Origin of the sequence: Gluconacetobacter sacchari, from assembly GCF_014174255.1 — a bacterium.
Taxonomy (GTDB): domain Bacteria; phylum Pseudomonadota; class Alphaproteobacteria; order Acetobacterales; family Acetobacteraceae; genus Gluconacetobacter; species Gluconacetobacter sacchari.
Genome location: NZ_JABEQJ010000006.1, coordinates 147,861 through 172,976, shown reverse-complemented (window position 1 = coordinate 172,976; position 25,116 = coordinate 147,861). Strand labels below are relative to the sequence as shown.

21 protein-coding genes and 2 pseudogenes are annotated in these 25,116 nt (G+C 66.6%); 12 read left to right on the top strand and 11 right to left on the bottom strand.

Features of this window, described 5'->3' with window-relative positions; genetic code table 11:
* On the top strand, positions 1-157 hold a 157-nt coding region (locus tag HLH48_RS06840; RefSeq protein WP_182996746.1), incomplete at its 5' end, for a transposase.
* A 141-nt stretch (positions 158-298) separates the two neighbouring features.
* Here HLH48_RS06840 and HLH48_RS06835 read toward each other — a convergent pair.
* The 4 genes from HLH48_RS06835 to phnX form a co-directional block, all read right to left on the bottom strand.
* The gene (locus HLH48_RS06835; protein WP_182996745.1) at positions 299-703 is read right to left on the bottom strand and encodes an NmrA family NAD(P)-binding protein; all 405 of its coding nucleotides are present in this window, start codon (positions 701-703) and stop codon (positions 299-301) included.
* Positions 704-1,234: 531 nt separating this feature from the next.
* Positions 1,235-3,469, bottom strand: a complete 2,235-nt coding sequence (locus tag HLH48_RS06830; RefSeq protein ID WP_182996759.1) for a TonB-dependent receptor — start codon at positions 3,467-3,469, stop codon at positions 1,235-1,237.
* A 241-nt stretch (positions 3,470-3,710) separates the two neighbouring features.
* A complete protein-coding gene (locus HLH48_RS06825; protein WP_182996744.1) occupies positions 3,711-4,826 on the bottom strand; it encodes a TIGR03364 family FAD-dependent oxidoreductase in 1,116 nt (371 codons plus the stop codon).
* A complete protein-coding gene (gene phnX, locus HLH48_RS06820; RefSeq protein WP_182996743.1) occupies positions 4,823-5,659 on the bottom strand; it encodes a phosphonoacetaldehyde hydrolase in 837 nt (278 codons plus the stop codon). The genes HLH48_RS06825 and phnX overlap by 4 nt, the downstream gene beginning before the upstream one ends.
* Here phnX and HLH48_RS23760 point away from each other — a divergent pair.
* Positions 5,648-5,941: pseudogene (locus HLH48_RS23760) on the top strand (helix-turn-helix domain-containing protein); the annotation flags it as partial. The gene phnX and the pseudogene HLH48_RS23760 overlap by 12 nt on opposite strands.
* 199 nt (positions 5,942-6,140) lie before the next feature.
* The gene (locus tag HLH48_RS23165) at positions 6,141-6,656 is read left to right on the top strand and encodes a LysR family transcriptional regulator substrate-binding protein (protein ID WP_246387025.1); all 516 of its coding nucleotides are present in this window, start codon (positions 6,141-6,143) and stop codon (positions 6,654-6,656) included.
* Here the strand turns inward: HLH48_RS23165 and panB are convergent.
* Genes panB through HLH48_RS06800 form a run of 3 tightly spaced genes read right to left on the bottom strand, consistent with a single transcriptional unit; the run spans position 6,633 to position 9,511 of the window.
* Positions 6,633-7,460, bottom strand: coding sequence for a 3-methyl-2-oxobutanoate hydroxymethyltransferase (panB, locus tag HLH48_RS06810; protein ID WP_182996742.1), 828 nt, complete (start codon positions 7,458-7,460; stop codon positions 6,633-6,635). The two genes, HLH48_RS23165 and panB, sit on opposite strands and share 24 nt — an antisense overlap.
* Positions 7,461-7,499: 39 nt before the next feature.
* Entirely contained in the window at positions 7,500-8,060 is a 561-nt protein-coding gene (locus HLH48_RS06805) for a GNAT family N-acetyltransferase (RefSeq protein ID WP_182996741.1), read from the bottom strand.
* Between the two features lie 35 nt (positions 8,061-8,095).
* Positions 8,096-9,511 carry a helix-turn-helix domain-containing protein gene (locus tag HLH48_RS06800; RefSeq protein ID WP_182996740.1) on the bottom strand — a complete coding sequence of 472 codons (1,416 nt, stop codon included), beginning with the start codon at positions 9,509-9,511 and terminating at the stop codon, positions 8,096-8,098.
* A gap of 124 nt (positions 9,512-9,635) precedes the next feature.
* Between HLH48_RS06800 and HLH48_RS06795 the strand changes: the two genes are divergently transcribed.
* The 4 genes from HLH48_RS06795 (at position 9,636) to HLH48_RS06780 (ending at position 16,309) form a co-directional block, all read left to right on the top strand.
* On the top strand, positions 9,636-11,162 hold the full coding sequence (locus HLH48_RS06795) for an MmgE/PrpD family protein (RefSeq protein WP_182996739.1): 1,527 nt from the start codon (positions 9,636-9,638) through the stop codon (positions 11,160-11,162).
* A 64-nt stretch (positions 11,163-11,226) separates the two neighbouring features.
* Positions 11,227-12,387 carry a bifunctional 2-methylcitrate synthase/citrate synthase gene (gene prpC, locus HLH48_RS06790; protein WP_182996738.1) on the top strand — a complete coding sequence of 387 codons (1,161 nt, stop codon included), beginning with the start codon at positions 11,227-11,229 and terminating at the stop codon, positions 12,385-12,387.
* Positions 12,384-13,304, top strand: coding sequence for a methylisocitrate lyase (gene prpB / locus HLH48_RS06785; RefSeq protein WP_182996737.1), 921 nt, complete (start codon positions 12,384-12,386; stop codon positions 13,302-13,304). Before prpC ends, prpB begins: the two co-directional genes overlap by 4 nt.
* Positions 13,305-13,438: 134 nt before the next feature.
* Positions 13,439-16,309: a UvrD-helicase domain-containing protein gene (locus tag HLH48_RS06780; RefSeq protein ID WP_182996736.1), complete on the top strand. Its 2,871-nt coding sequence runs from the start codon at positions 13,439-13,441 to the stop codon at positions 16,307-16,309.
* Positions 16,310-16,330: 21 nt separating this feature from the next.
* Here HLH48_RS06780 and HLH48_RS06775 read toward each other — a convergent pair whose 3' ends face one another.
* Positions 16,331-17,635, bottom strand: coding sequence for a replication-associated recombination protein A (locus HLH48_RS06775; protein ID WP_182996735.1), 1,305 nt, complete (start codon positions 17,633-17,635; stop codon positions 16,331-16,333).
* Positions 17,636-17,683: 48 nt separating this feature from the next.
* The gene (arfB, locus tag HLH48_RS06770; RefSeq protein ID WP_182996758.1) at positions 17,684-18,106 is read right to left on the bottom strand and encodes an alternative ribosome rescue aminoacyl-tRNA hydrolase ArfB; all 423 of its coding nucleotides are present in this window, start codon (positions 18,104-18,106) and stop codon (positions 17,684-17,686) included.
* A 14-nt stretch (positions 18,107-18,120) separates the two neighbouring features.
* On the opposite strand from arfB, the gene HLH48_RS06765 reads away from it, so the two are divergent.
* Complete coding sequence (locus HLH48_RS06765) at positions 18,121-18,453, top strand: LysR substrate-binding domain-containing protein (protein ID WP_264812725.1); 333 nt, start codon at positions 18,121-18,123, stop codon at positions 18,451-18,453.
* 101 nt (positions 18,454-18,554) lie between these two features.
* Positions 18,555-18,998, top strand: a pseudogene (aac(6'), locus tag HLH48_RS06760) (aminoglycoside 6'-N-acetyltransferase); the annotation flags it as partial.
* 46 nt (positions 18,999-19,044) lie between these two features.
* Here the strand turns inward: aac(6') and HLH48_RS06755 are convergent.
* Positions 19,045-19,536, bottom strand: coding sequence for a hypothetical protein (locus tag HLH48_RS06755; protein ID WP_182996756.1), 492 nt, complete (start codon positions 19,534-19,536; stop codon positions 19,045-19,047).
* Positions 19,537-19,938: 402 nt separating this feature from the next.
* Here HLH48_RS06755 and HLH48_RS06750 point away from each other — a divergent pair, with 402 nt between their 5' ends.
* From HLH48_RS06750 to HLH48_RS06740, 3 genes are all read left to right on the top strand, one after another.
* Positions 19,939-20,478, top strand: a complete 540-nt coding sequence (locus HLH48_RS06750; protein WP_182996733.1) for a DUF4142 domain-containing protein — start codon at positions 19,939-19,941, stop codon at positions 20,476-20,478.
* 53 nt (positions 20,479-20,531) lie between these two features.
* Positions 20,532-20,939, top strand: coding sequence for a tautomerase family protein (locus HLH48_RS06745; protein WP_182996732.1), 408 nt, complete (start codon positions 20,532-20,534; stop codon positions 20,937-20,939).
* A gap of 62 nt (positions 20,940-21,001) precedes the next feature.
* Positions 21,002-22,528, top strand: a complete 1,527-nt coding sequence (locus HLH48_RS06740; RefSeq protein WP_182996731.1) for a glycosyltransferase family 39 protein — start codon at positions 21,002-21,004, stop codon at positions 22,526-22,528.
* A gap of 59 nt (positions 22,529-22,587) precedes the next feature.
* Here HLH48_RS06740 and HLH48_RS06735 read toward each other — a convergent pair whose 3' ends face one another.
* Positions 22,588-25,032 carry a mechanosensitive ion channel domain-containing protein gene (locus HLH48_RS06735; protein ID WP_246387020.1) on the bottom strand — a complete coding sequence of 815 codons (2,445 nt, stop codon included), beginning with the start codon at positions 25,030-25,032 and terminating at the stop codon, positions 22,588-22,590.
* Positions 25,033-25,116 lie beyond the last annotated feature (84 nt).

Sequence of the window (25,116 nt, the reverse complement as noted above, 5' to 3'; positions counted from 1 at the left end):
CTCGGCCGAATTCACCACGTTACGAAATCGTCTCCTGAAAATCGCAGGACGCATCCTGGAAACCGCGACCCGTGTCCGTATCGCCTTTGCCGCCGCCTGTCCCGAAGCGGCGCTTTTCCGCAGTCTCGCCATCTCAATGCAGGCTGCCGGCCCGTGACAGACGGGGCTACCGCCCCCGAACCCGCCCCGTCCCCGCAACTCCAGCCGCAACCATCCACCGTTTCAAAATGACACCGCCTCAACTCGGTGCGATCCCGCGCGCACAAACCACAAAAGCAGAAAAATCCACGCAAAATACTCAATGCCGTGAATAAGATGGGTTAGCCCCGCCCGATATTTTATCGACATTCTCAAGCGTGCTGAAAACAATATGCCGAACGCCGGCTTCGACAGCCGCATCCGCAAGCTCTCGTCCAAGGGAGAACTCGGTCGTGTCCGGCGGCTCAATAGGAGGCGTCATCAAAAAAGCGCCGTCCGCATCATCGAAGGCGGCAACAAGTTGCCGCTGATGACCCGATCCGGGCGGCACCACGACAATCTGGGCGCCAAGCCTTTCGAGATGCCGCGCTTCCGGCGAATGTTGATTTCGGGTCAAGGCGCGCACGCGAAAGCGCTGACTCTGAAGAAGCGTCGCAGCAACGCTTCGGCCCTGTTTACCAGTCGCACCGACAATCGCGATGAGCGGCTTTTCGATTCCAGACATGGTCAAATCACAATTCCTCTTTTCCATTCGACCTCTGACGAGACCACAGCGCCGACACGCGCCAATATTTCATGCGTTGGGTCGAAATGCGGAACCGAGCACAAGACGATGCAATCCGGCTCTTCGGTCGGCATCAAGGGGACGACAGCGCCGACAGATCGTCCAGCAACCGGCACTCTAACGGCGCGGAATTTACTGCTACAGATATGCAGAGTGCATAATAATCTGCCTTTTTTTGGATAAGGCGATTTGTCCCTGACATTCGCCAAACGAGACGCGCACGAGCAAATCACTCCGACGGAACCCGCTCCTTCGCGGATTCGAGCGAGTGCGTGCAGTGCGTCATGGCCCGTTCAGGAGCATTCATGATGCGAGGCCGCCTCGACGAACACCGTCTCCCGCATAGGCGCCGGCCCCATCGGGAGCGCGCCTTCCATGAACGTCAACCGGCCGTCCGCCTGACGCACCAGGGCCCGGGATCGACCACATCGATAGAGACCGCAATCACCTGAAGGCGGGACATCCGGCGGATCAGAAGCCGCACGATATCCGCCCGCCGATAAACCGCGGCGCCCCGGGGATATAGAGATAAGTCGTCGTCGCCTGTCCTCCGGACGTATAATAGTGTCGATTCATGATGTTCGACGCATAGACCGTCACCTGCCAGCGATCCGACGCCGGCCGCAGCGTGACATGCGCGCCCAGCAGGAAATAGGGCGGCAGGCGATAGAACCCGGTCCCCCCAGGGGTCATCGCCTGCGCGCCGCGATAAACCCAGTTGGGCCCGAATTCGACCGCGTAGTCATGGCTGACGGCCTGCCGCCAGTCCAGTTGCCCGTTCAGCGTCAGTTTCGGCTGCCCGTTATCCACGCCCGCGAAATTGTCATTGATCGCCTTCCACACGCCAGTCCGCGCGTAATAGGCATTCGTCTTCGCGCGATTGACGGTCGGAAAATTCTGAAAGATGCCCCGCTGCCAGCCGATATTCTGGGTAATGAACAGATGGCGGACCGGGTGCAGGTCGATCGTGCCCTCAAACCCCCAGCTTTCGGATTTCGGCACGTTGGTCAACTGGCTCAACGGCCCGTAATCCGGCAGCAGGATGGTGCCGAGAATCTGCTGGTTATGAAAATCATTGTAGAATGCGGCGGCATTGATTCGCAGCACATTGGCGATCGGATCGCTCTTCAGCCCCAGCTCATAGGTCAGCACGGTTTCGGGCATGAACGGCGCGAGCTGCCCCTGCACCTGCGTATTGTTGGCGGTAAACCCGCCGGGTTTGAAACCCTTGCTCATCTTGTAATAGAGCAGGACATTCCGCGTCGCCTGCCACGACACCCCCGCCTGCCCCGCGAACTGCGCCGCCGCCGTGCTCTCGCCATGGAAATCCAGCGTACGTCCACCATAAATCCGCGACGTCAGCCCGGTCAGTCCCCGATCGTCGACTTCATGCAGCAGGCCGACGAACAGCGTCACATGCCGCGGCAGGCGATAGCTGACATGGCCGAACTGCGACGTTGCCTCCTGGTTCAGCCCGAAACTGGACACCTGCATATAGCCCCGTGCCGGGCGGTAATCCGTGTAATCGAAATAGAAATTCTGGCTCATGCGCGACCGCTGGTAATACGCGCCCACCACCCATTGCAGCCGGTCCCCGGCGCGGCTGTTCGCCAGGCGCAGTTCCTGGGTGAAGTTATTGGCCGCGATGGTGCGATAGGCATCGGCCTGGGCCGCGGCGGTGGCGTCCTGATCCGTATATTCGCCTTCGCGCTCGGTTTCGAAGGCACTGACCGCGGTCAGGGTCACAGGGCCGAAATCATGGGCAATATGCAGGTCCGCGCCCCAGAACCAGTTATCCTCGCTCGGCTTCAGCCCGTTCTGACGGCCGATCAGCTTCGTGAACGCCTCCTTCGCCGACCATTCCGTCTGCGTCCAGCCCACGGACGGGATCGGCGCGCTCCCGATCAGACGCGAGATCGGAATCCCCCCCACCACCTGGCTCTCGTCCCGTACCACATGGCCCGACAGCATGACGGTGGTGCGGGAATCCGGCGTCCATTTCAGCTTCGCCCGCAACGCCCAACTGTTCGCATCGCCCAGATGGGCGCCGTTCAGCGGGTCGGTCTGCCAGCCGCCCCCCTGATTCACCTGGCCGGCGAGCCGGAAGCTGAGCCCATCGGCGATCGGCCCCGAGATATAGGCAGTGCTGCGGCTGCGCGCGTAGGCGGCAATGTCCTGGCTGGCACCGTAATGGAACGTATCGGTGGGGTCGTTCGTCCTTAGCTTCACCTCGCCGCCGGTGGTCGACTGACCATGCTCGGTTCCGACCGGCCCGGGGGTGACGGTCACGTCCGCCATGTCGAACATCAGCCCCGACGCCATGGTCGAATAGGGAAAGGCCACGTCGTCCACATAGGTCACGACCGGCCCCATATTGTTCTGGGTAAAGTCGTTGAAGCCCAGGCCACGCAGATAGAAATTGGTCGATGCCGTGCCGTTGATGCTCTGTATCGTCAGGTTCGGCGCCACATATTCCAGCCCACGCAGATCCACGACCCCACGCTCGATCAGCCGTTCGGCCGTCACCCGCGTATCGGCATCCGGCAGATGCTGGGCGGCGACATGGGTAAAGGCACGGCGGATACCGTTGACTTCAACCGTTTCCGGCACCGGCGGGGCCACGGCCGGCACGGGCGTCGCAGCCGCCGCGCGGCCTGCCGGCACTGCCGCGCCACCGGCGGCCCAGGCAGGCGCACAGGCCAGCATCACAACCGTCACGCCGGCCCCGGTGGCCGCCAGCCGCGCTCTCCAGATCCGGGATGTCTTGCAGAAAACAGCCATGCTGGACCTCGCGGGCGTCATTCACGATCATGCATCATGCGCTGCGCTATGGCCCATCACACGCGCCGGAGCAACAGGACGACGCATTTTCCGGCGTCGGATCGCTTCACGGCTGCAATGTCGGCCGCCTGCATCGATGCAAGCCCCTGCGGCCCGAGATGGACGCTCACCCCCACAGATCGGCCAGCGTCTCCTCGGCGATGCCAAATGCGGTACTGGCCCCCGTACCGCTGCTGACGATCACCAGCCGCGCGCTGTCCGACAGGCGTTCCATCAGCATGGTCTCGGGACCGCTGGCATAGGTGCCTGTCCAACGCGACACCACCGGCGGGGTGGCCCGATGAACGGCCGCGTGCTCGGACAGGACCAGATCGTCCACGCGCTCGTCCGAAAACGGGTCCGGCTGGTCCGCATAGACATGGGAATCGCCGACGATCTGGCTGCCATCGGCAGCCCGCACCGCGATCAGGTGAATCCCGGCCGCCAGATGGTCCGGCTGCTCCGCCGCCAGCCGCGCCGTCAGCGCACCATGCCCCGGCAGATGGCGATAGCCGCGATACCGCCCGACGCCGAGGTCGGACATCACCGCCGGTTGCGCGGCATCGATGCCGCCGGGCGCCAGGCGCATCATCTGCAACGTGCAGCGCGTCAGGCCATGCCGGCGAATGCGATCGGGAAACAGCGTATGGAAATCGTCGCCGGGACAGACGATGGCCGCATCGGCATGGACCACGCCGCGACTGGTTTCCAGACGCGGGGGCGCCACGGAAAAGACGCTCACCCCACGCAGGAACGTCACGCCATGCCGTTCCTCCAGCCAGCGCGCCAGGCGCGGAATGGCCTCGCGCGACTCCACCCGCATTTCGTGGGGCGAATAGAGCGCGCCCAGCATGGCATCGCCACGCAGGCCCGGCCACGCGGACAAGGCGTCGCGGCCCAGCAGGGTGCAGGCCGCGCCCATCTCGTCCTGGCGAAAGGCCTCCAGCACCGCCATGGTTTCCGGCCGCCGCCCCAGCACCAGCAATCCGCGCTGCACCACCGGAATGCCGGCATCGGGCGCGATCTCGGCCCAGATGTCGCGGCTGCGCCGCGCGTGCCGCCAGGAGCGACCGCGTTCCTGCCCGGTGACGGTAATAAACCCGAAATTGCGGATCGAGGCCCCGTTGGCCGCCAGGTCCCGATCGATGACGATCACGCGCCGCCCCCGGCGAGACGCGATCAACGCATGCGCCAGGCCGCAGATCCCGGCGCCGACGATTGCCAGATCATATCCAGCGGTCACGAAAACACCCGGCCCACATCCTCGGGGCGCTCGCCGGCCGCCAGCCGCGCGTCCAGGCGCGCCACCGCGTCAGGCAGGTCGGCCACACTGTCGATCACCTCGTGCGCCCCGGCCTCCAGCAGCACGCGACGGGCGCGATCGCGCCGGGCGGTGAATTCCCCGGGCGGCATGGCGGCAGTTTCCTCCCGCGTGCAGCCGAACACATTGCCCGAGACCGCGACGCCGATACTCCAGGCCCCGGCATTGCGCCCTTCCGCGACCCCGACAATCGTGTCGTCGACCTTGACGGCTTTCCAGGCGGGCCAGACATCCAGCGCGATCATGTTCCGCCACAGCATCAGCGGCCCGGGACGGCCCGAAGGCGTTTCACCGGCACAGACCAGACAATCCACCTCCACCCCCTGGGCACGGGCGGCCGGCATGATTGCCTCCATGATCTCACGCGTATAACCGGTGGTCGACCCGATGCGCAGCCCGCGCCGCCGCAACGCCGCGACGCATGCCGCGGCACCCGGGATCACGTCCGCATGCCGTGCCGCCACGGCAACCGTGCGCGGGACGAAGACGCCGTACACCCGGTCGATCGCACCATCGTCCGGCGGCCCGCCGTGAATATCGCTCCAGGCGGCGGCAATGCGCGGCTGCTTCAGCAGCGCGGCGACATGCGGGCGTTTGGCCAGCCCCGTCGGACGCCGGGCCTCATCGATCCCGATCGCAATGCCGAACCCGGCAAAGGTTTCGACAAATGCCGCCATCGGCGCGAACGATCCGAAATCGACCAATGTCCCCGCCCAGTCGAAGATAACCGCCTCGATCCCGTGATGCGCCGCCATGGATCCTCGCTCCGCTCAGGACGATGCGGCGATCCATACCGTGCTGGCAGCTCCTCGATAAAATCGATAATAACGATCCAACTATCGATTCAATTGATGGATGGCGGCATGCAATACGTGCAGTTGCGGGCGGTGCAGGCGGTGGCGACCCATGGCGGCTTTTCCGCCGCCGCCTCGGCGCTGGGACTGACCCAACCCGCGATCTCCGACCAGATCCGGCGACTGGAACGGGATTATGGCTGCATGCTGTTCCACCGGCGCGGCCGAACGGTCGAACCGACCGAATTCGGGCGCCGGCTGCTGGCGGCCATCCGGCCGATCTTCGAGGCCGAGCGTCAGGCCGCCGCCTTGCTGTCCCAGGCGGCGGCCCTGGAATCCGGCACCCTGTCCATGATATCCGACGCACCGGATCTGGCGGTTTCGCTGATCGCAGCCTTTCGGACGCGCCATCCCGCTATCGGCATCCATCTGGCCATCGGCAATGCCGAGACCTGCCTCGAACGGCTTGCACGCCGCCTCGGCCGATGTCGCGGTCACGGCTGCCGCGGCGATCGATGCGCGCCTGCACGCGCAGACGCTACGCGAGGACCCGCTGATCGCACTGGTGCATGGGTGCTCCGCCCTCGTCGGGCGCAAGTCCGTCTCGTTTGCCATGCTGGCCGAACAGGGTCTGATCTTTCGTGAATCCCACTCCGCCACCCAGCGCCTGCTTGCCGGCGAGCTTCAACGCCACGCCATCAGTTGCACACCCACCCTGACGGTGGACGGCCGCGAAGCGATGGTGGAAGCCGTCGCGGCCGGGCTGGGCGTGGGCGTGATCGCGGCCAGCGAATATGGCGGGCGGCACGGCATCTCCACGATGCCGATCAGCGATTGCCGCGTCCGCATGACCATCTCGCTGCTGGCCCCGCGCGACCAGGCCGCCTCCCGGCTGATCGGCGAATTGTTCACCGTCGCGCGAACGCTGCCGCCGTCAGCCTCCCAGCGCGCGCGATAGTTCGTCGGGATCCATCGCGCTGCTCTGCGCGGCCGTGGGAAAGGCGCCCGATCGCACATCGTCCGCATAGGCACGCAGGGCGCCCTCGATCGCGGCACCGATCTCGGCATATCGTCCGGCATGGCGCGGAGACTTGCCCGGCAGCAGCCCCAGCAGATCGTGCCAGACCTGCACCTGCCCGTCGCACGCGTCGCCCGCGCCGATGCCGATGACCGGAATCCGCAGTCGCTGCGTCACAGCCGCGGCCAGCGGCGCGGGCACCAGTTCCAGCACCAGGGCGAAGGCCCCGGCATCCTGCAAGGCCAGCGCGTCCTCCAGCAGCCGCCGCGCCGCCTCCGCCTGCCGCGCCTGCACCCGCAGGCCCAACGTATGCTGCGCCTGCGGCGTCAGGCCCAGATGGCCCATCACCGGCACGCCCAGTTCGGTCAACCGCCGAACCGTCGCGGCAATCGACACCCCGCCCTCCAGCTTCAGCGCCTGCACCCCGGCCTCCTGCATCACCCGCCGGGCAGAGGCGATGGCGTCGCCCTCGGTCGCATAGGTCAGGAACGGCAGGTCCGCCACCACCAGCGCCCGGCTGCTGCCGCGCACCACCGCGCGCGCATGGCGGATCATGTCGTCCAGGGTCACCGGCAGGGTGGTATCGGCCCCGTGGACCACCATCCCCAGCGAATCCCCGACCAGCAGCATCGGCACGTCCGCCCGCTCGGCCAGCGCGGCGGACGGGTGGTCATAGGCCGTCAGCATGGGAATCCGCTGCCCTGCCGCCTTCATGGCCTGGATGTCGAAAACAGTGATGCGCATGGTACGACCCGTATGCTCTGTAGGTTGATGAACGGACAATCAGAAGACGGCGGCAACCGCGCGCCGCATGGCGCACCGCCGCGCCGCCGGCAGGCCATGGGCCGCCTCCGCCGCCAGAACGCCGCGCAGGCGCGGCGTCAGCGCCGCATCGGGCAGGGTCGCAAAGCCGGCGCGCGCATAGAAGGGCGCGTTCCACGCCACGTCGCGAAACGTCGTCAGGGTCACGGCCGCCATGGCCTGCGCTTCGGCACAGGCGGCCGCATGCTCCAGCAACGCCCGGCCCATTCCCCTGCCCTGGTGCGCGGGCGTCACCGACATCTCCCACACATGCAGCACCGCCAGCCCGGCATCGATGCCGGCCCCGTCCTCGATCGCCACGCGGGCGGATAAAAACCCGGCGATGCCATCCCCAACGGCCACCACCCAGCAGGTTCCCGCTTCAATAGCCGCCAGATGCGCCGCCACCGGCATCACGTCGCCGTCCGCAAGCCAGGCCAGGTCCGGAATGGTGCGAAACACCGCGCCCGACGCCGTTTCCACCGCCGGCAACAGGGCGGCCTCGTCCCGCCGGGCCGGTCGCACCGGCCAGTCATCCCGCATCTGCCATTCTCCCGCTCTCCATATCCAGACAGATCTCAGGGCGCGACCATGTGATAGGGCACGACCCCGCGTTCCTCGCTGCCCGCATCGATCCCGAAGCCGGTCGCCGGAATCGCCCGATGCCGGCAATCGGTACGGATACACGCCCGACATCCCGGCCCGATGGGAATTACCCGCCGGTCGTCCGTCAGGTCCAGCCCCGCCGAATAAACCAGTTCCGACGCATGCGACACCGCGCAACCCAGCACGATCGCCGCCTGGCGCGGCCGGTCGAAATAGGAGACCGGCGAATGCCCCACCGTCCGCGCGACGCTGATATAGACCGCATCATCGGTAGTGCGCGACATCTGGACATGCAGCTTGCCTGGCGCCAGAAAACATTCGAACAGATTCCACTGCGCGCACAGGCCGCCGAACCGTGCGTGATTGAAACGGGTGGCGCTGTAGCTTTTCAGAACATTGCCGGCGATATCGGCCTTGATGAAATAGAACGGAATGCCCTCCGCTCCCGGCCGCTGCATGGTGGACAGCCGGTGGCACACCTGCTCGAAGCTGACGCCGAACTGGCGCTGCAACTGGTCCAGATCATGCCGCGTCTGCCGCGCCGCCCGCCGGAACCGCTCGTAAGGCAACAGCAACGCCCCGGCAAAATAATTGCTCATTCCCACCGTCGCCAGCGCGCGCGCATCGGCACCCGCCAGCCCCGACCGACGCACCGGCCGCGCCAGCACCTGCCCGTGCTCCAGCCGCCCGATCACCTGCGCCAGCCAGAAGGCGCTGCTTTCCGGCGGCACGCCCCCGGTGACCGACAGCCGGCGGCCCCGCCGGTCGAACCGCCACATCACGCCTTCCCCATCCAGGGCGGGATCGGTCACGATCCGGATATCATGCCGGTCGCGCAGATAGCGGCCCAGCATCTCCGCGGCCCCGCCCTCCTCCAGCCGCGCGGACTCGTACATCGCCTCCGCCGCCCGATCGATCTCATCGAAATAATTCCGCTCGGCCTGCACCCAGTCGCCCACCGCATCATACGACCCGATCCCCGGTTGCGGCACGGGCGTCGCGGCCCCGGCCGCTCCCCCGTCCTCCCGCAAGGCCCGAAGGGCACGGTAGAGCGTGACGAACTGGTCGCACAGCCAGGGCGCGCCCCGCACCGCTTCCTGCACCTGACGGGCAGAAGGCATGGTCCCGAACAGCGGGTCGCCCAGGATTTCGCGCAGCACCTGCATGCGCTGGACATCGTCGCTATCGCTGAACCATGTCGGCTCGACGCCGAACAGCGTGCAAAGCTTCAACATGATCCCGGATGTCAACGGCCGCTGGTCGTTCTCGATCTGGTTGAGATAGCTCGCGGACAGTCCCAGCGCCATCGCCAGCCCCTGCTGCGATTGCTCATTTCTTCTTCTCAGATCACGAATTCTCGATCCAGCGAAAATCTTCTCGCCCGCCATCGGCACCTTCGCATCCTTCGCAAAATCCGTTCGGGACCGTGGCACCATTTTGCCCGGATCGCCATTCCCGAACACGCGAGAATGGCAATACTCCGCGGCAAGCCCCCAGAAGAGGAACCTCGCCATGCGTCATGACGACATCACCGTCCACCCCGAGAGCGATCGCCTGCCACGCGACGCACAGCTCGCCTGGCGGATCGCCGAGGTCGCGTCCGACCCGGTCGCCGTCCTCCCCGAAACCACCGAGATGATCATCAATCGCGTGATCGACAACGCCTCGGTGGCCATCGCCTCGGTCAACCGGCACACGGTGGTCAGCGCCCGCGCCGAGGCCCTGGCCCACGCCCGTCCGGGCGGCGCCACCCTGTTCGGCTGCGGCTCCGACATCAGGGTCCATGCCGAATGGGCCGCCTGGGCCAACGGCACGGCGGTCCGCGAGCTGGATTTCCACGACACGTTCCTGGCCGCCGAATATTCGCACCCGGGCGACAATATCCCCGCCATCCTCGCCGTCGCCCAGCAATGCGGCCGCTCCGGCGCCGCGCTGGTACGCGGCATCGCCACCGGCTACGAAATCCAGATCGACCTGGTCCGGGCGATCTGCCTGCACAAGCACAAGATCGACCATGTGGCGCATCTGGGCCCGTCGGTCGCGGCCGGGCTCGGCACCCTCCTGGACCTGCCGACCGAGACCATCTACCAGTCGATCCAGCACGCCCTCCACGTCACCACCGCCACCCGGCAGAGCCGCAAGGGCGAAATCTCGTCATGGAAGGCCTACGCGCCCGCCCACGCCGGCAAGATGGCGGTCGAGGCGGTAGACCGCGCCATGCTGGGCGAGACCTCTCCCAGCCCGATCTATGAAGGCGAAGACGGCGTGATCGCCTGGATGCTGGACGGCAGGGATGCCCGCTACCGCGTCGCCCTCCCCGAGCCCGGCGAAGCCAAGCGCGCGATCCTGGACAGCTACACCAAGGAACATTCGGCGGAATATCAAAGCCAGGCCCTGATCGACCTCGCCTTCCGCCTCGGCGCCGATGTCCGGGCATCCGGTCGTACATGGGACGACGTGAAGGATATCCTGATCGAGACCAGCCACCACACCCATTACGTGATCGGCACCGGCTCCAACGACCCGCAGAAATTCGATCCCCGGGCGTCGCGCGAAACGCTGGACCATTCGATCATGTATATCGTCGCGGTCGCGTTGCAGGACGGCACCTGGCACCACGTGCGCTCCTACCTGCCCGAACGCGCGCAACGGGCCGATACGGTGCAATTGTGGCACAAGATCCACACGGTGGAAGACCCGAAATGGACGGCCCGCTATCACGCCGACGATCCGGCGATCAAGGCCTTCGGCGGCCGCATCACCATCACCTTCGCGGACGGCACGAAGCTGGACGGCGAACTGGCGGTGGCCAACGCCCACCCGCTGGGCGCCACGCCCTGGACCCGTCCCGACTATATCCGGAAATTCCGCGTCCTGACCGAAGGTATCCTCCCCCCGGCTGAAATCGAACGCTTCCTCGACGTGGCGCAACGCCTGCCCTCCCTGCGCGCGGACGAACTGAGCCAGCTCGAAATCGCCCTTCCGCCGGAGGCGCTGAAAGCGGGCACGAAGACCGGAATCTTCAATTTTCCCCAATAAGAGACTGTCCCCTTCCGGATGCGGGGCAAAGCCCCGCGAAGCGGCACCAACAAGGAGACGTGACATGACCCAAACGTCCAAGCCCAAGAAATCGGTCGCCCTCTCCGGCATCACCGCCGGCGAAACCGCGCTCAGTTCCGTCGGTCATGCCGGCAACGAATTGCAGTATCGCGGCTATGACATCAAGGACCTGGCGGAGTTCTGCGAATTCGAGGAAGTCGCCCACCTGCTGATCCACGGCCACCTTCCCGATGCCGCCGAACTGGCGGAATACAAGGAACGGCTGCGCTCGCTGCGCGGCCTGCCCGTGCGCCTGCGCCGCCTGCTGGAGGACATCCCCGCCGCCGCCCATCCGATGGACGTGATGCGCACCGGCGTCTCCGCCCTGGGCTGCATCCTGCCCGAACGGCGCGACATGAACCCGGTCGGCGCGCGCGAGATCGCGGACCGCCTGCTGGCCTCGATGGGATCCATCCTGCTGTACTGGTATCATTTCTCCACCAACGGCAAACGCATCGATGTCGAGACCGACGACGCGACCATCGGCGGCCATTTCCTGCACATGCTGCACGGTCACGCCCCCCCGGCCGACTGGGTGCGCGCCATGCACGCCTCGCTGATCCTGTATGCGGAGCATGAATTCAACGCCTCGACCTTCGCCTGCCGCGTGGTCGCGGGCACGGGGTCGGACATGTATTCGGCGGTCACCGCCGGCATCGGCGCGCTGCGCGGCTCCCGCCACGGCGGCGCCAACGAGGTCGCGCTGGAAATCCAGCAACGCTACCAGACACCCGACGACGCCCAGGCGGACATCCTGCGCCGGCTGGAGAACCGCGAGGTCGTGATCGGCTTCGGCCACCCGGTCTACACCATCGCCGACCCGCGCAATGCGGTCATCAAGCAATGGGCGGAACATCTCTCGGCCCGCAGCGGCGCCATGCGGCTGTATCACGTCGCCGAGCGGATCGAACGCGTCATGGCCGACAACCGCAAGATGTTCGCCAACCTCGATTGGTTCAGCGCCGTTTCCTACAACATGATGCGCATCCCCACCGCCATGTTCACGCCGATCTTCGTGATCGCACGCCTGACCGGCTGGAGCGCCCACGTCATCGAACAGCGCGAGAACGGCAAGATCATCCGCCCCTCGGCGGACTATATCGGGCCCGACAGGCGGCCCTTCACGCCCCTGCCCCAGCGGGGCGGACTGGAGAAAGCGGCATGACGTACCTCACAGGCAGCGCCACCAGCGGCGAACCGGCGGGCCGGCGCTTCCGCGCCCTGCTCCAGTCCCACGGCATCCTGCAACTCCCCGGCGCCCATAACGGCCAGGCCGCGCTCCAGGCGAGGGACGCGGGCTTCGACGCGCTCTACCTCTCGGGCGCGGCCATGACGGCCAGCATGGGCCTGCCCGACCTGGGCATCATCACCATCGACCAGGTGACCTTCTTCATTCGCCAGATCGTCAACGCCACCGGCCTGCCGCTGCTGGTCGATGGCGACACCGGCTATGGCGAGGTGCTGAACGTGATGAACATGGTCCGCGCCTTCGAGGATGCCGGCGCCGCCGCCGTGCATCTGGAAGACCAGATCCTGCCCAAGAAATGCGGCCATCTGAACAACAAGAAGCTCGCCACCCCGCACGACATGGCGCTGAAGGTCGGCGCCGCCCGCAAGGCCGCGCGCGACCTGGTCGTCATCGCCCGGACCGACGCGGCGGCGAGCGAGGGCATCGACGGCGCCGTCGCCCGCGCCAGGCTCTATATCGAAGCCGGCGCCGACGCGATCTTCCCCGAAGCCCTGACCACGGCCGAGATGTTCCGCGAATTCGCCCGCCGCATGCCCGGCGTCAGGCTGCTCGCCAACATGACCGAATTCGGCCGAACCCCCTTCTTCACCGCCGGAGAGTTCGAGGAGATGGGCTACCACATGGTCATCTGGCCCGTCAGCTCGCTCCGCGTCGCCAACAAGGCACAGGAAGACCTCTACACCACCCTCCGCCGCACCGGCAGTACCGAGGCCATGCTGCCGCGCATGCAGACGCGCGAGTCCCTCTACCGGACACTGCGCTATCACGAGTACGAGGCGCTGGACCAGTCGATCGTCGAAACCATCCTGCCCACGCTCGGCCAGCCGGCCTGACCGGCCCCCCATCCGGGCGGGGACAGGAAAGGCATGCCGTCCCCGCCGGACTCCAAGTGACCATCCGGCACATTCACTTCGGAGCATCACCGGACTTGACCATGAAGACGAGCGTCGTTCATCCTTGATTGATCATGGACGTCCTGACTTACGCCGGCTTCGACCCGGGCAAATGGCGCAAGAAGCTCGACAAGCTGGTCGAGGCGATCGGCCGCGACGATTTCCGCAGCGCCGATCTGAAAAAGCTCGCGCCGACGACCTACTACCGTCTGAAACTGGATGATGCGAGCAGGGTATTGGTGCGTTTCGTACGGCACCGGGACCGGACGGTCTGCCTGGTGCTCGAAATCATCGAGCATCACGCCTATGACAAGTCGCGCTTCCTGCGCGGCGCGAAAATCGACGAATCCCGGATCGAGGAGGCAACCCCCGCGCAGGCGCGCGACGAGGCGGAGCCGGTGCGCTACCTGCATCCGGGCCGGGCCGCGTTCCATATGCTCGACAAGCCCCTTTCCTTCGATGACGCGCAGGAGGCGATCTATCGCCAGCATCCCCCGCTCATCATCGTGGGCGCGGCCGGGTCGGGCAAAACCGCCCTGACCCTGGAAAAACTGCGCCAGGCCGAGGGAGAGGTTCTCTACGTCACGCTCTCCCCCTGGCTCGCCCGCAACGCCCGCGACCTGTACCACGCGCATGGGTACGAAAACCCGGCGCAGGAGGCCCAGTTCCTGTCCTTCCGGGAATTCCTGGAAACCCTGCGCGTCCCCTCGGGGCGCGAAGTCGATTTCGCGACGTTCCAGGGCTGGTTCGCGCGGCACCGCCAGCAATACCGCTTCACCGAGGCCCATCCCTGCTTCGAGGAATTCCGTGGCGTGATCGGCAGCCGCCCGGACGGGGTCCTGGGTCGCGAGGCGTATCTGGCACTGGGGCCGCGCCAGTCCATCTACGAGCCGGACCAGCGTGGCGCGATCCACGACCTGTTCGGAAAATACCGCTCCTGGCTGAAGGAAAACGATCTTTTCGACAGCAACCTGATCGCCCATGAATGGCGCCAACTGGCCGAGCCGCGCTACGATTTCGTCGTCATCGACGAGGTGCAGGATCTCACCAGCGCCCAACTGGCCCTGATCCTGCGCACGCTCAGGACACCGGGGCATTTCCTGCTGTGCGGCGATTCCAACCAGATCGTCCATCCGAATTTCTTTTCGTGGAGCGCGGTCAAGAGCCTGTTCTGGGCCGATCCCGCATTGGCCGAACGCCAGACGCTGGCCGTTCTGGACGCGAACTACCGCAACACGAGCGAGATCACGCGGGTCGCCAACACCCTGCTCAAGATCAAGCAGGCGCGCTTCGGCTCGGTCGACCGGGAAAGCAACCACCTCGTGCGCTCCGTGGCCGACGCGGCGGGAGAAGCCCGCCTGTTGCCGGACAAGGATGCCGTCCTGCGCGATCTCGACGCCCGCACCCGGGCATCGACCCGGTTCGCCGTGCTCGTGCTGCGCGACGAAGACAAGGAAGCGGCGCGCGCCGTCTTCCACACGCCCCTCGTGTTCTCGGTGCATGAGGCCAAAGGCCTGGAATACCCCAACATCATTCTCTATCGCTTCATTTCGGGACAGCGCGGCGCGTTCGCCGAAATCTGCGATGGCGTGGACGCGGCCTCCCTCGAACGGGACACGCTCGACTACCGAAGGGCGAAGGACAAGCACGACCGTTCGCTCGAATTATGGAAATTCTACGTCAACGCGCTCTATGTCGCGATCACCCGCGCCGTGGAGCGCCTGTATGTGATCGAGAGCGACCAGGCGCACCCGCTCCTGCGCCTGCTCGACATCCGCGCCCATGGCGACGAACTCGACATGCAGGCCGCGAAATCCAGCCGCGAGGAATGGGAGCGCGAGGCACAACGGCTTGCCCTGCAAGGCAAGCAGGAGCAGGCGACCGCCATCCGGCAGTCCATCCTCAAGGACCGACCCGTCCCCTGGCCGGTCTGGAACGAGGAACTGCTGCGCGCCACCATGCGGCAGGCTTACGATCCGAAGCAGGTCTCCACCAAGCCGCGCCAGTTGCTGATGGATTTCGCGATCTGGCATCATGCCGAGAACCATATCGAGGCCATGGTTGAACAGGGCTGGCCGAATGCCATCCAGCTTTTACGCCGATGGCGTGACGGCAGCGCCGATCGCGCGCGGCAGTCGCTCAAGACACGATATTTCGGCCTCTACGACAGGAACGTGAAAGACGTCCTGTTCCAGTGCGATCAATATGGCGTGGACCATCGCAACGTCGCCGACGCGACGCCGCTCATGTTCGCCGTGGAGGCGGGCAATGTTCCCCTGGTCGAGGCACTGCTCGACCGTGGCGCGGACATTGCCCAGCGCGACCTGTTCGGCCAGACCGCGCAATCCTACGCGCTGGCGCGCGCGGCACGCGACGCCGACTACGCGCAGGGACCGTTCGCGCGGGTCTATCCCCTGGTCGCGTTGCCCGACCTTGACGTGGAGGTGGACGGGCGCCTCGTTCGGCTCGGCGCGCATCAGGGCGAATATCTCCTGTTCCAGTTGATGCTGGCCGGACTGAAGACGCTTGCATCCCTGTCATATAACGACGACATCTCCGACGTCAGCCGGCGCGCCGGCTTCGACGCCGCATATCTCATGCGCAACATCGCGCATTTCCCGCGCGCGATCTGGCACGAGGACCGGCGCAAGCGGGTCTATTTCAACGGCGTGCTGGCCCGTGCGGAAATCGGAAGCAGCTACGCTCCGGCACGGAAATTGTGGCTGCGGATGCGAAACGGCAATTATCTGCCCAATCCCGCCCTGCGCCTGCGCGTGCGCACCCGCGCGGGCGAGGAACAATGGCAGCCGATCTACCACGTGCTCAATCTCGCGATGGTCGAGCAGGGCAACGGGCGCGGTCCGGGCCGCCTCGGCCCGGCCTATCGGTTCCTGCTGGAACAGGCCGGAATCGCGCCCGCCCCACCCCCGCCGGAGATTTATTGACCGGCCGGCGGCCATGCACCATCACGCCCGTCCCCTGCGCGGCGGCACCTCGCCCGTCACCCGCTGCCAGTATTCATCCGCCCGCTTCTCGAACGTCGCCGCATCGCGGGCGTCACTTTGATACAGGGCTCCCCTCTCGACCGGGGAATAGACCTGCTCCACCCAGCCGCGTGGATCGTCATGCGGGAAACGATACCCGACATGGCCCAGCGACGCCGCACCCTTGTAATGCGCGTCGCGCAGATGCAGCGGCACGGCGGCGGGCGGATTGTTCGCCACGACCTGCATCGCCGCCGCAATCCCCCGGCAGGCCGAGCCCGATTTCGGTGCCCGCGCCACATGCAGCGCCGCATGCGCCAGCACGATCCGCGCCTCCGGATACCCGATCTTCTCCACCGCCTGCGCCGCCGCCACGGCGGTCTGGAGCGCGGCATTATCGGCCAGCCCCACATCCTCCGACGCATGGACCATGATCCGCCGCGCGATATAGCGCGGGTCCTCGCCGCCATGAATCAGGCGCGCCAGCCAGTACAGCGTGGCGTCGGGGTCCGACCCGCGCATGGATTTCACGAACGCCGACACCACGTCATAATGCGCATCGCCCGACCGGTCGTGATTGACGGGCGCCGCCGCATAGGCTTCGTCCACCATCGCATCGGTGATCGTGACCGGCCCGGCATCATGCCCGACCGCAAGGCTTTCAAGCGTCGTCAGCGCCCGGCGCGCATCGCCCCCCGACCGGCCGGCAATCCGGCGGACCTGCACCGCCGTCAGCAGCACCTCGATCCCCTCCCCCCGCAGATGCGCGACGCCACGCCGCACCACCTGCTCCATCTCCTCAAGCGTCAGCGGCTCCAGCTTCAGAATGGTCGAGCGCGAAACCAGCGCCGGGGTCAGCACATGATAGGGATTGCCGGTCGTCGCTCCGATGAAATCGGCGGTCCCCTCCTCGCAGATGGCCAGCAGATCGTCGGCCTGCGTCGCCGAAAAGCGCTGCACCTCATCGACGAAGATCAGCAACGGCACCATCCGCGCCTCGTCCGCCAGCCTGCGGATGTCGGCAACCCCGCTGCGCGTCGCGTGCAGCGGGCGAAAGCTCTTGCCAAGCATGGTGCCCACCGCCCGCGCGATCGAGGTCTTGCCCACCCCGGGCGGCCCGTAGAGAATCACGCTGCCCAACGCCCCGCCGGCAATCCGCCGCCGCAGGATCGAGCCGGGCGCGACCGCCGCCGACTGGCCGATCACGTCATCGAGCGTCGCCGGACGCAACTGCGCGGCAAGCGGCCTGCGCCCCGATGCCGGCCCACTGTCAAAAAGGTCGCTCATCCCTCACCTCGGACACGGAACGCCCCCGAACTTCCCGGGTACGCCGCCTTAATCATCGAACCGCCCGGAGCGCCCGCGCTTGATGCCCGCCCGGTGCGCCTTGCCGTCCAGCCGCCGCTGGCGGGCCGCACGGCCGGGACGGGTCGCCACGCGGAAGGCGGGGCGATGCGCCGCCTCGCGGATCATCTCGGCCAGCCGCTCGATGGCATCCTCGCGGTTGCGCATCTGCGTGCGAAAGCGCCGGGCGGTGATGACGATCACCCCATCCCGCGTGGCGCGGCTGCCCGCCACCTCCAGCAGCCGCGCCCGTACCCGTTCGGGCAACGAGGGCGAACGCGCGGCGTCGAAGCGCAATTGCGCCGCCGTGGCCACCTTGTTGACGTTCTGCCCGCCGGGACCCGACGCAAGGATATAGCTGACCTCCAGCTCGGACTCGGCCAGGGACAGCCCGGGGAGGATCGGGATTGCCATGCGCGCGGCATAGCATGTTTCGCGTCGTCGCACCCCCATCCTCATCGAAAGCCGGCCTGTCGCGCGGGAGTGGCGCTTCGCCACGGGCCCGCGCGGGATTGGGCATCGTGCAGGTTCTGTCCTATCAGGTGACGGAGGAACTGTCGGCGGGCCACCTCGTCCGCCTCCTGCCGGAGGCGGATCCTTCCCCCACCGCGATCCATCTCATCAGCACCCGCGCCTCCCATCGGCCCGCGAAGACGACCGCCTTTCTCGATTTCGCGGCGGACGGGCTGGAACAGCGTCTCCGGGTCCTATCCCGCTCATGGAACCCGCCCGCCTCGGACAGGCCGGGCGAAAAAGGATAATCGCCCCCTGCATCTCTGACATCTCCGGATCGACGGTTGCCGACGGCCGGAAAGCGGATGATGATCCAGGATCATTGGTGTCGTATCCGGTTCTCGAACACATGCAAATCCGACCTGCCACGGATGCCGATAGCCTGGCTTATTTGGCGCTGAGACAGGCCCTGTGGCCCGACGAAACGCGCGACCGGCACATGGTCCACATCCAGCAATCGCTCCGCGCCGCCCAAGACGGGATCGTAACGCTGCTGGCTTTTTCAGAGGCGAGAAAATGCGTCGGCTTTGCCGAGGCGGCGCTCCGTCAAGACTATGTCAACGGATGCACGACATCACCAGTCGCGTTTCTGGAAGGCATTTACGTCGATCCGGCGCACAGGAAACAAGGGATCGCCCGTCACCTGATCGATCGCGTTTTCGCATGGGCAAGGCAGCAGGGATGCACCGAAATTGCGTCCGATGCCGCGCTCGACAACACCGGCAGCCACGCAATGCACACCGCACTGGGTTTCCAGGAAACCGAACGCGTCGTATTCTTCCGCCACAGGCTGGTCCCACCGGCCCGGCCACCGCTCGCCGCCCCGGCGATACCAGCCATCAGGGCCGAGGAATAATGACCGAGTCCGAGGATTTCCTATCCGGATTGAGAACGACCCCCCCCGCCTGCGTCGAATAGGTGCCGGATGTCGACTGATTCGGCGTCCTGGGCGGATGGAACGCCGAAACCGGACCGAACAGGCCGCCGGCCGACCCCTTCATGGTGCCTTCGGGCTGGCGGGCGCATCCGCGGGTGATGATGGAGCAGACCCCGTCCGTCCCGACCATTTCGTCGTTATCCCCCGTATAATGCACGTCCGACACCCGGTCGTGATCCAGGCGGATCACGGCCGTGCAACTGGTCCCGCCACCACCGCCGAACTGCAGGATCGTCGTCACGATGTCCCCCACCGGGATCAGGGTCGAGCCGCCATAGTTCGGCTGGGCATGCGTGCCGTTGTAGATGAAGATCTGCGTCGTGTCGTTGAGTTGCTTGGTGGCCGCCGGAAGCCCGGCGCAAGCCTGGAGATCGTACGACGTCATCCCGATCATGGTGATCTGCGCCTTATGAGCCGCCCGCGAATCGAAATATCCGCACCCGCCCAGACCGAGAGCGAGCGACGACGCAGCGAGCAGACTCAGAATGCGACAGTTCATTTCCTGGATAATCCCCTCGTTTCGACCGCGACACGCGCGGTCGGGCGCCTCCGCCAGACAAACCTAATGCGCACTTTCCGGTCGATGCAAGAGCCTGGCCGGGAACAAAATGCCTCCTTCTCAATGAAACCTGTCATTACCGGGCTCGTGTCCCATTCATGACCGGCCGATCTCCAACATATCTTGCCGAAAAGACTACGCCTTTACTTCACCATTGCGTTCCTTGCCCTGCACTCTCATCATGGAACACAGCGTTCCGCGAAACCGCGTCGGACAGTCAGGGAGAACCCACCGATCATGTCGCTCCTGTCTCGTTACAAATCGCTCGCCCTGCCGCCGCTTATGGCCACGCTGCTCGCTTTCGGCGCGTGCAGCGCCGGACAGCCGCCCGCGCCGCCCCTGCCCGACAGGGCTCCCGCCCCCGTCTTTACCGCCGCCGACGCCGGATTCGCGCAGAAGCTCAATGACATGAACATCAGGCAGATCACGCTGGCCAGGCTCGCCCAGACCCATGCCGCCCGCAGCGACATCGCAACCCAGGCCGCAACCATCGTCAAGGACCTGACCGGCAACCAGGCCAGGCTGGCGGCGCTCATGACGGCCCATGCCATCACGCTGCCGACCGAACCCTCCAGCGCGGACCGCAAGACCATCGATCGGATGCGGAAACTGCACGGCCCAGCCTTCGATCGCGGCTACATGCGCGTGCTTTCGCGCGACCGCGCCGGGATGACGCCCGTCATTCAAGACGCCCTGGCCCGGTCGCGGAATCCTGACCTGACCAAGCTCGCGATCGACACGAAGACAATGCTCGCCGCATATCAGGCCCAGCTCTGATACGCTCCGTTCGCCACGACCGGCGAACACTGTCCGAACGAAGGAGTCCCTCCATGCCCCTTATCCGCTTCGACCTTCTGGAAGGCCGTTCGGAGGCCGAACTGGCCGGCATCCTGGATGCCGCCCACCAGGCGATGCTCGACGCCTTCGGCGTTCCGCCGCGCGACCGGTATCAGCTCGTGTACGAACACAAGAAAAGCCGTGTCCGGATCGAGGATACCGGGCTGGGCATTCCCCGCACCGACGATGTGATGATCGTCTCGGTCACCACCCGTCCGCGCCCGGTCGAGCAGAAGACCGCATTCTACCGGCTGCTGACCGAAGCCCTGAGCGAGAAATGCGGCATCGCCTCCAGCGACGTGATGATCAACTATGTCGAGAATACCGACGCCGACTGGTCGTTCGGCAACGGCGAAGCCCAGTTCCTCACCGGCAAACTCGGCACGCCCAAGGTCTCATGACCTGAATGCCGGCCGGGCGCGGATCACCGATCGTCAGTGACGAAACGGAAGAATTGCGCGTGATGCCCAGGACATTTCATGTCTGGCGCCGGCTCGATCCTGCCGCGCTGGTCCCGGCCCTGCTCGTCCTTGCCCTCCACCTCGCCCTCGGTGGGCGCTACGACCTGTTCCGTGACGAACTCTATTTCATCGTCTGCGGGCAGCACCCCGCCTTCGGATATGTCGATCAGCCGCCCGGAGTCCCGCTGATGGCGGCGACACTTTACGGATTGGGGCTCGGCGCATGGGGATTGCGGCTGCCTTCCGCGGTCGCGGCAGGCGCGCTGGTGTGGCTGGCGGTACGCTTCGTGCGCCTGCTTGGCGGAACCGGCCTTGCCCTCGGTCTCGCCGCGCTCGCCTGCGCGATCGCGCCAATGCTGATGGGACTGGCCGCAACGCTGAACACTTCGGCCTTCGACCCGCTGGCCTGGACCGCCGTCGCGTATCTGGTGGTCAAGGCCAGCCGCACGGAAACCGATCGTCCGCTGCTGTTCGCCGGGCTGGTCGCGGGACTGGCGCTCCAGGTCAAGTATTCGATGGTATTCTGGGTGGCGGGGTTGATCATCGGCCTGGTCCTGACGTCCGAGCGCCGGTTGCTGCTGCGGCCCGCATTCTGGACCGGCGCGGTGCTGGCCGCCGCGATCGCCCTGCCGTCATTCGTGTGGCAGGCCGTCCACGGCTTTCCATTCCTCGAACTCGGCGCGGCCGCACAGGCCAAGAACGCCGACATCCCGCTCCTGCCGTTCATCGCCAACCAGTTCTTCGTGATGAACCCGGCCCTGGCACCGCTATGGATCACGGGGCTCCTCGCGCCATTCGTCGCCAAACCGCTCAAGGACCTGCGCTTTCTGGTGATCGGCGCGGCGGTCGTCGTCGTTATCGTCCGCGTGGGACACGGCAAGGATTATTATCTCGCCCCGCTCTATCCGATGCTCTTCGTAATCGGCGCCGTCGCGCTCGCACCGCTGGCACGCACGAGAGCCGGCCGGACGGCAACAGGCGTCGGCGCGGCGGCGGCGGTCGCATGCTCGGCGCTCGCAGCACCGATGGCGTTGCCGATCCTCTCCCCGCCGGTCCTCGAAGCCTATATGCACCGGATCGGCGCCTCCCCCCAGCAACAGGAGCGCAGCTTCAAGGGCACGCTATTGCCGCAGGTCATGGCCGACCAACTGGGATGGCACGATTTTGTCGGACAGGTCGAAGCGGCGTGGAACCGCATCCCCGTATCCGCGCGCGCGGCGACCGCCATCAAGGTGGACAATTACGGCGAGGCCGCGGCACTCGACCTCTACGGCAAGGGGCTGCCCCCCGCGCTGAGCGGCCACAACCAATATTTCCTGTGGGGACTTCGCGGGCAGAAGCCGATCGACGTGCTGTCGATCCAGAACAATCTCGCCGCGCTGCGGCCCTATTGCCGGCAGGTCATCCAACTCGGCACGACCTGGTCACGCTATGCGATGACGTTCGAGAACGGCAGGGTGATCGCGCTGTGCCGGGACGTAAAGCCGCCGCTTGTCACGCTATGGCCTTCCCTCAAGCACTATTCTTGAAAATCCCGCGATCCCGACCGTCATGACGTGTCGGCGTCGGCAGGCCAGGCCCCTCCGACTCAAGACGGCACGGGAGCCGCGCCTTCCGCCCCCTCACCCTCCTGTCCCGCCGGGGGCAAGAGCAGTTCCACAGTCTGCGCCGGCCGCGCCAGCCGGATACCCGCGCTGCCAAAACGCTGGACCAGCAGGCGATTGAACGCCCGCTGAACGGGCCAGCGCGCCTTGTCGGTGCACGCGATCTGCCCCAGCAGCGTGACGGCCTGCGACGAGACCGCGTTCACCCCCCAATATTGCAGGTCGCTCAACATGCCCGGCCCCAGGTCGGGGTCCTGGCGCATGCCCAGCACGATATCCGCCAGCAGGGCCGCGGCACGATCGATATCCTCGCCCGGCGCGATATCGACGCTGACGGCGGCATTGCCCTGGCCGCGATTGGTGTTGGTGACGGTGGAAACCGCGCTGAAGGGAATGATATGCACCGACCCGTCGCTTGCCCGCAGGCGCAGGGTACGGATCGACAGCGTTTCCACCGTCCCCGACAACCCGCCGGCGGTGACCGAGTCGCCGACCTCCATGGCGTTTTCCAGCAACAGGAAGATGCCGGTGATGAAATCCTGCACCAGCTTCTGCGACCCGAACCCGACCGCAACCCCGATAATCCCCGCCCCGGCCAGCAGCGGCGCGATGTCCAGCCCGATCTGGCTCAGCACCGTCATCACCACCACGATGCTCAGGCAGACCAGCAGCACGGTGCGCAGGATCGGCGACAGCGTGCGCAGGCGCATCGCCCGCCCCGGCTGCGCGCTGCTGGTATAGCGATCGATCTGCCGGTCCAGCGACGCGTTCACATATTCCCAGACGACGATACCGATCGCCAGCGCGACCAGCACCGTGGCGGCGGCCGAGACCAGCCGGCGCCCCACCTTGCCGCTATCGAACCAGCCGAAGGCCGGCACGCCCCAGGCCTGCAACAGCGTCACCGCCCCCGCGATCCCCAGGATCCACGCCAGCCCCTGGCGGACATAGGGATAATAGCGCGCCCCCCGCCGGGCCAGGTCGGACGACACGCTGCCCGGCTCCAGGTCGGGGCGCAACGCGCGGTCCAGCAGCCCGAACAGCAGGATCGCCAGCACCCGGAACACGATCAGGACCAGGATGGCGATGGCGCATAGCCGCCAGACCTCGGTATAGCCCCCCGGAATATCGGCCGCCGAGACCAGCCACAGCGCGAGGTCGATCACCAGCGCGAAAATCCACCAACGCTCGGCCAGCCCGTCGAATACCCCATGGCCCAGACGCGAGCGGATCAGGCGCGGCGGCTGCAACAAGCCCGCAACCGGCTCCCTCACCCGCAGGATCAGCCCGGCGATCAGCACGTGCTCCGCCAGAAGAGTCACCAGCCCGATCGCATCCTGTCCCGGCCCGGACAGCCCCAGCACCCCACCCACATCGGCAAGGCACATCCCGGCGACCGGCAGGACGACCAGCCCGGTGGTCCACCCCGCCAGCACCCGCGCCATGCCGTCGCTCAGCGGCAGGGGCCGCAGATGCGGCAACCCGGGCGACAGCAGGGCCGCCAGCACGACCATCGCCGTGCGACCGAGCGCATAGGCATTGACGACCATGACCATGATCTGCGCCGCCTCGTCCTGGCTACCGGCCAGCAGATTGGCCACCAGTGTGGCGATCCCGAGAAAGGCGGCAACCGGCACCAGGTCCAGCAGCAGGCGCAGCATGATCCAGGGCAACAGACGCAACTGCCGCAGCAGGCGCGCGGCGCGCCAGCGGGTCGCCGCCTCCTGCAACCGCACCCGGTCGGCGGCGGCGTCGGCCGCCGTCACGGGTGCGCCCGGGCCGTGATCGGGCTCCGCGGCCGGCGGCGGCAGGCGCGTCGCCAGCATCGTATCGATCCGGACCAGATGCCGGCGCAACAGCAGGGCCAGCCCCCGCTCGACCGCCAGCCCGATCACGATCGCCAGCGCCAGCCGCCAGCCCAGCGCGACCAGCCCGTCGCGCCGGGCACCGGGCGCCACCATCTGGCGCCCCCAGACGCCCACGCCGCGCAGGTCGGAAAACAGGGCGCCGAAATGATGCATATGCTGGATGACGGTGCCCGCGACCCCGCCCAGCCCATGCAGGGCCACGGCCCCCAGACTGCCGGGCGCCAGGGCGATCGGCGCGGCCGCCGGCTTGGCCGCGCCCGAATCCGGAGCGGGGGCCGGAACCGCGTTGGCCGCCTTGCCGGCCACCCCCGGCGGCAGCGCCTCCAGCGTGCGGAGGTCCTGTAGAAAGGCCGCCCGCCGCTGCGGATCGTCCAGCGTATTCAGCAGATGCTGCAACCGCGCGGGGTCCGGCACGGCGCGATCCTCCGCCCGCGCCACGGCGAACAGGGCATGACGCGGCATCAGGGGGGCGAGAAGAAGAAGGACACTCATCAGCGCAACGGTCGCGCGCGCGCAGAAGAACAGACGATGGCGGGGCCTGCCAGGGGCGTCGACGGGCATGGATTCTCCGGCTGAAGGGGGCTGGGGTCGGAAATAAACCGGCGACGGCCCGGTCATGCGCGCCGTGCGCGTTATTTCAAACGC

Coding starts and splice junctions, on each gene's coding strand:
- HLH48_RS06835 (WP_182996745.1), bottom strand. CDS start 703: ATGTCTGGAATCGAAAAGCCGCTCATCGCGATTGTCGGTGCGACTGGT.
- HLH48_RS06830 (WP_182996759.1), bottom strand. CDS start 3,469: ATGCTGGCCTGTGCGCCTGCCTGGGCCGCCGGTGGCGCGGCAGTGCCG.
- phnX (WP_182996743.1), bottom strand. CDS start 5,659: ATGGCGGCGCATCACGGGATCGAGGCGGTTATCTTCGACTGGGCGGGG.
- HLH48_RS23165 (WP_246387025.1), top strand. CDS start 6,141: ATGCCGAGACCTGCCTCGAACGGCTTGCACGCCGCCTCGGCCGATGTC.
- panB (WP_182996742.1), bottom strand. CDS start 7,460: ATGCGCATCACTGTTTTCGACATCCAGGCCATGAAGGCGGCAGGGCAG.
- HLH48_RS06805 (WP_182996741.1), bottom strand. CDS start 8,060: ATGCGGGATGACTGGCCGGTGCGACCGGCCCGGCGGGACGAGGCCGCC.
- HLH48_RS06800 (WP_182996740.1), bottom strand. CDS start 9,511: ATGGCGGGCGAGAAGATTTTCGCTGGATCGAGAATTCGTGATCTGAGA.
- HLH48_RS06795 (WP_182996739.1), top strand. CDS start 9,636: ATGCGTCATGACGACATCACCGTCCACCCCGAGAGCGATCGCCTGCCA.
- prpC (WP_182996738.1), top strand. CDS start 11,227: ATGACCCAAACGTCCAAGCCCAAGAAATCGGTCGCCCTCTCCGGCATC.
- prpB (WP_182996737.1), top strand. CDS start 12,384: ATGACGTACCTCACAGGCAGCGCCACCAGCGGCGAACCGGCGGGCCGG.
- HLH48_RS06780 (WP_182996736.1), top strand. CDS start 13,439: ATGGACGTCCTGACTTACGCCGGCTTCGACCCGGGCAAATGGCGCAAG.
- HLH48_RS06775 (WP_182996735.1), bottom strand. CDS start 17,635: ATGAGCGACCTTTTTGACAGTGGGCCGGCATCGGGGCGCAGGCCGCTT.
- arfB (WP_182996758.1), bottom strand. CDS start 18,106: ATGGCAATCCCGATCCTCCCCGGGCTGTCCCTGGCCGAGTCCGAGCTG.
- HLH48_RS06765 (WP_264812725.1), top strand. CDS start 18,121: ATGTTTCGCGTCGTCGCACCCCCATCCTCATCGAAAGCCGGCCTGTCG.
- HLH48_RS06755 (WP_182996756.1), bottom strand. CDS start 19,536: ATGATCGGGATGACGTCGTACGATCTCCAGGCTTGCGCCGGGCTTCCG.
- HLH48_RS06750 (WP_182996733.1), top strand. CDS start 19,939: ATGTCGCTCCTGTCTCGTTACAAATCGCTCGCCCTGCCGCCGCTTATG.
- HLH48_RS06745 (WP_182996732.1), top strand. CDS start 20,532: ATGCCCCTTATCCGCTTCGACCTTCTGGAAGGCCGTTCGGAGGCCGAA.
- HLH48_RS06740 (WP_182996731.1), top strand. CDS start 21,002: ATGCCCAGGACATTTCATGTCTGGCGCCGGCTCGATCCTGCCGCGCTG.
- HLH48_RS06735 (WP_246387020.1), bottom strand. CDS start 25,032: ATGCCCGTCGACGCCCCTGGCAGGCCCCGCCATCGTCTGTTCTTCTGC.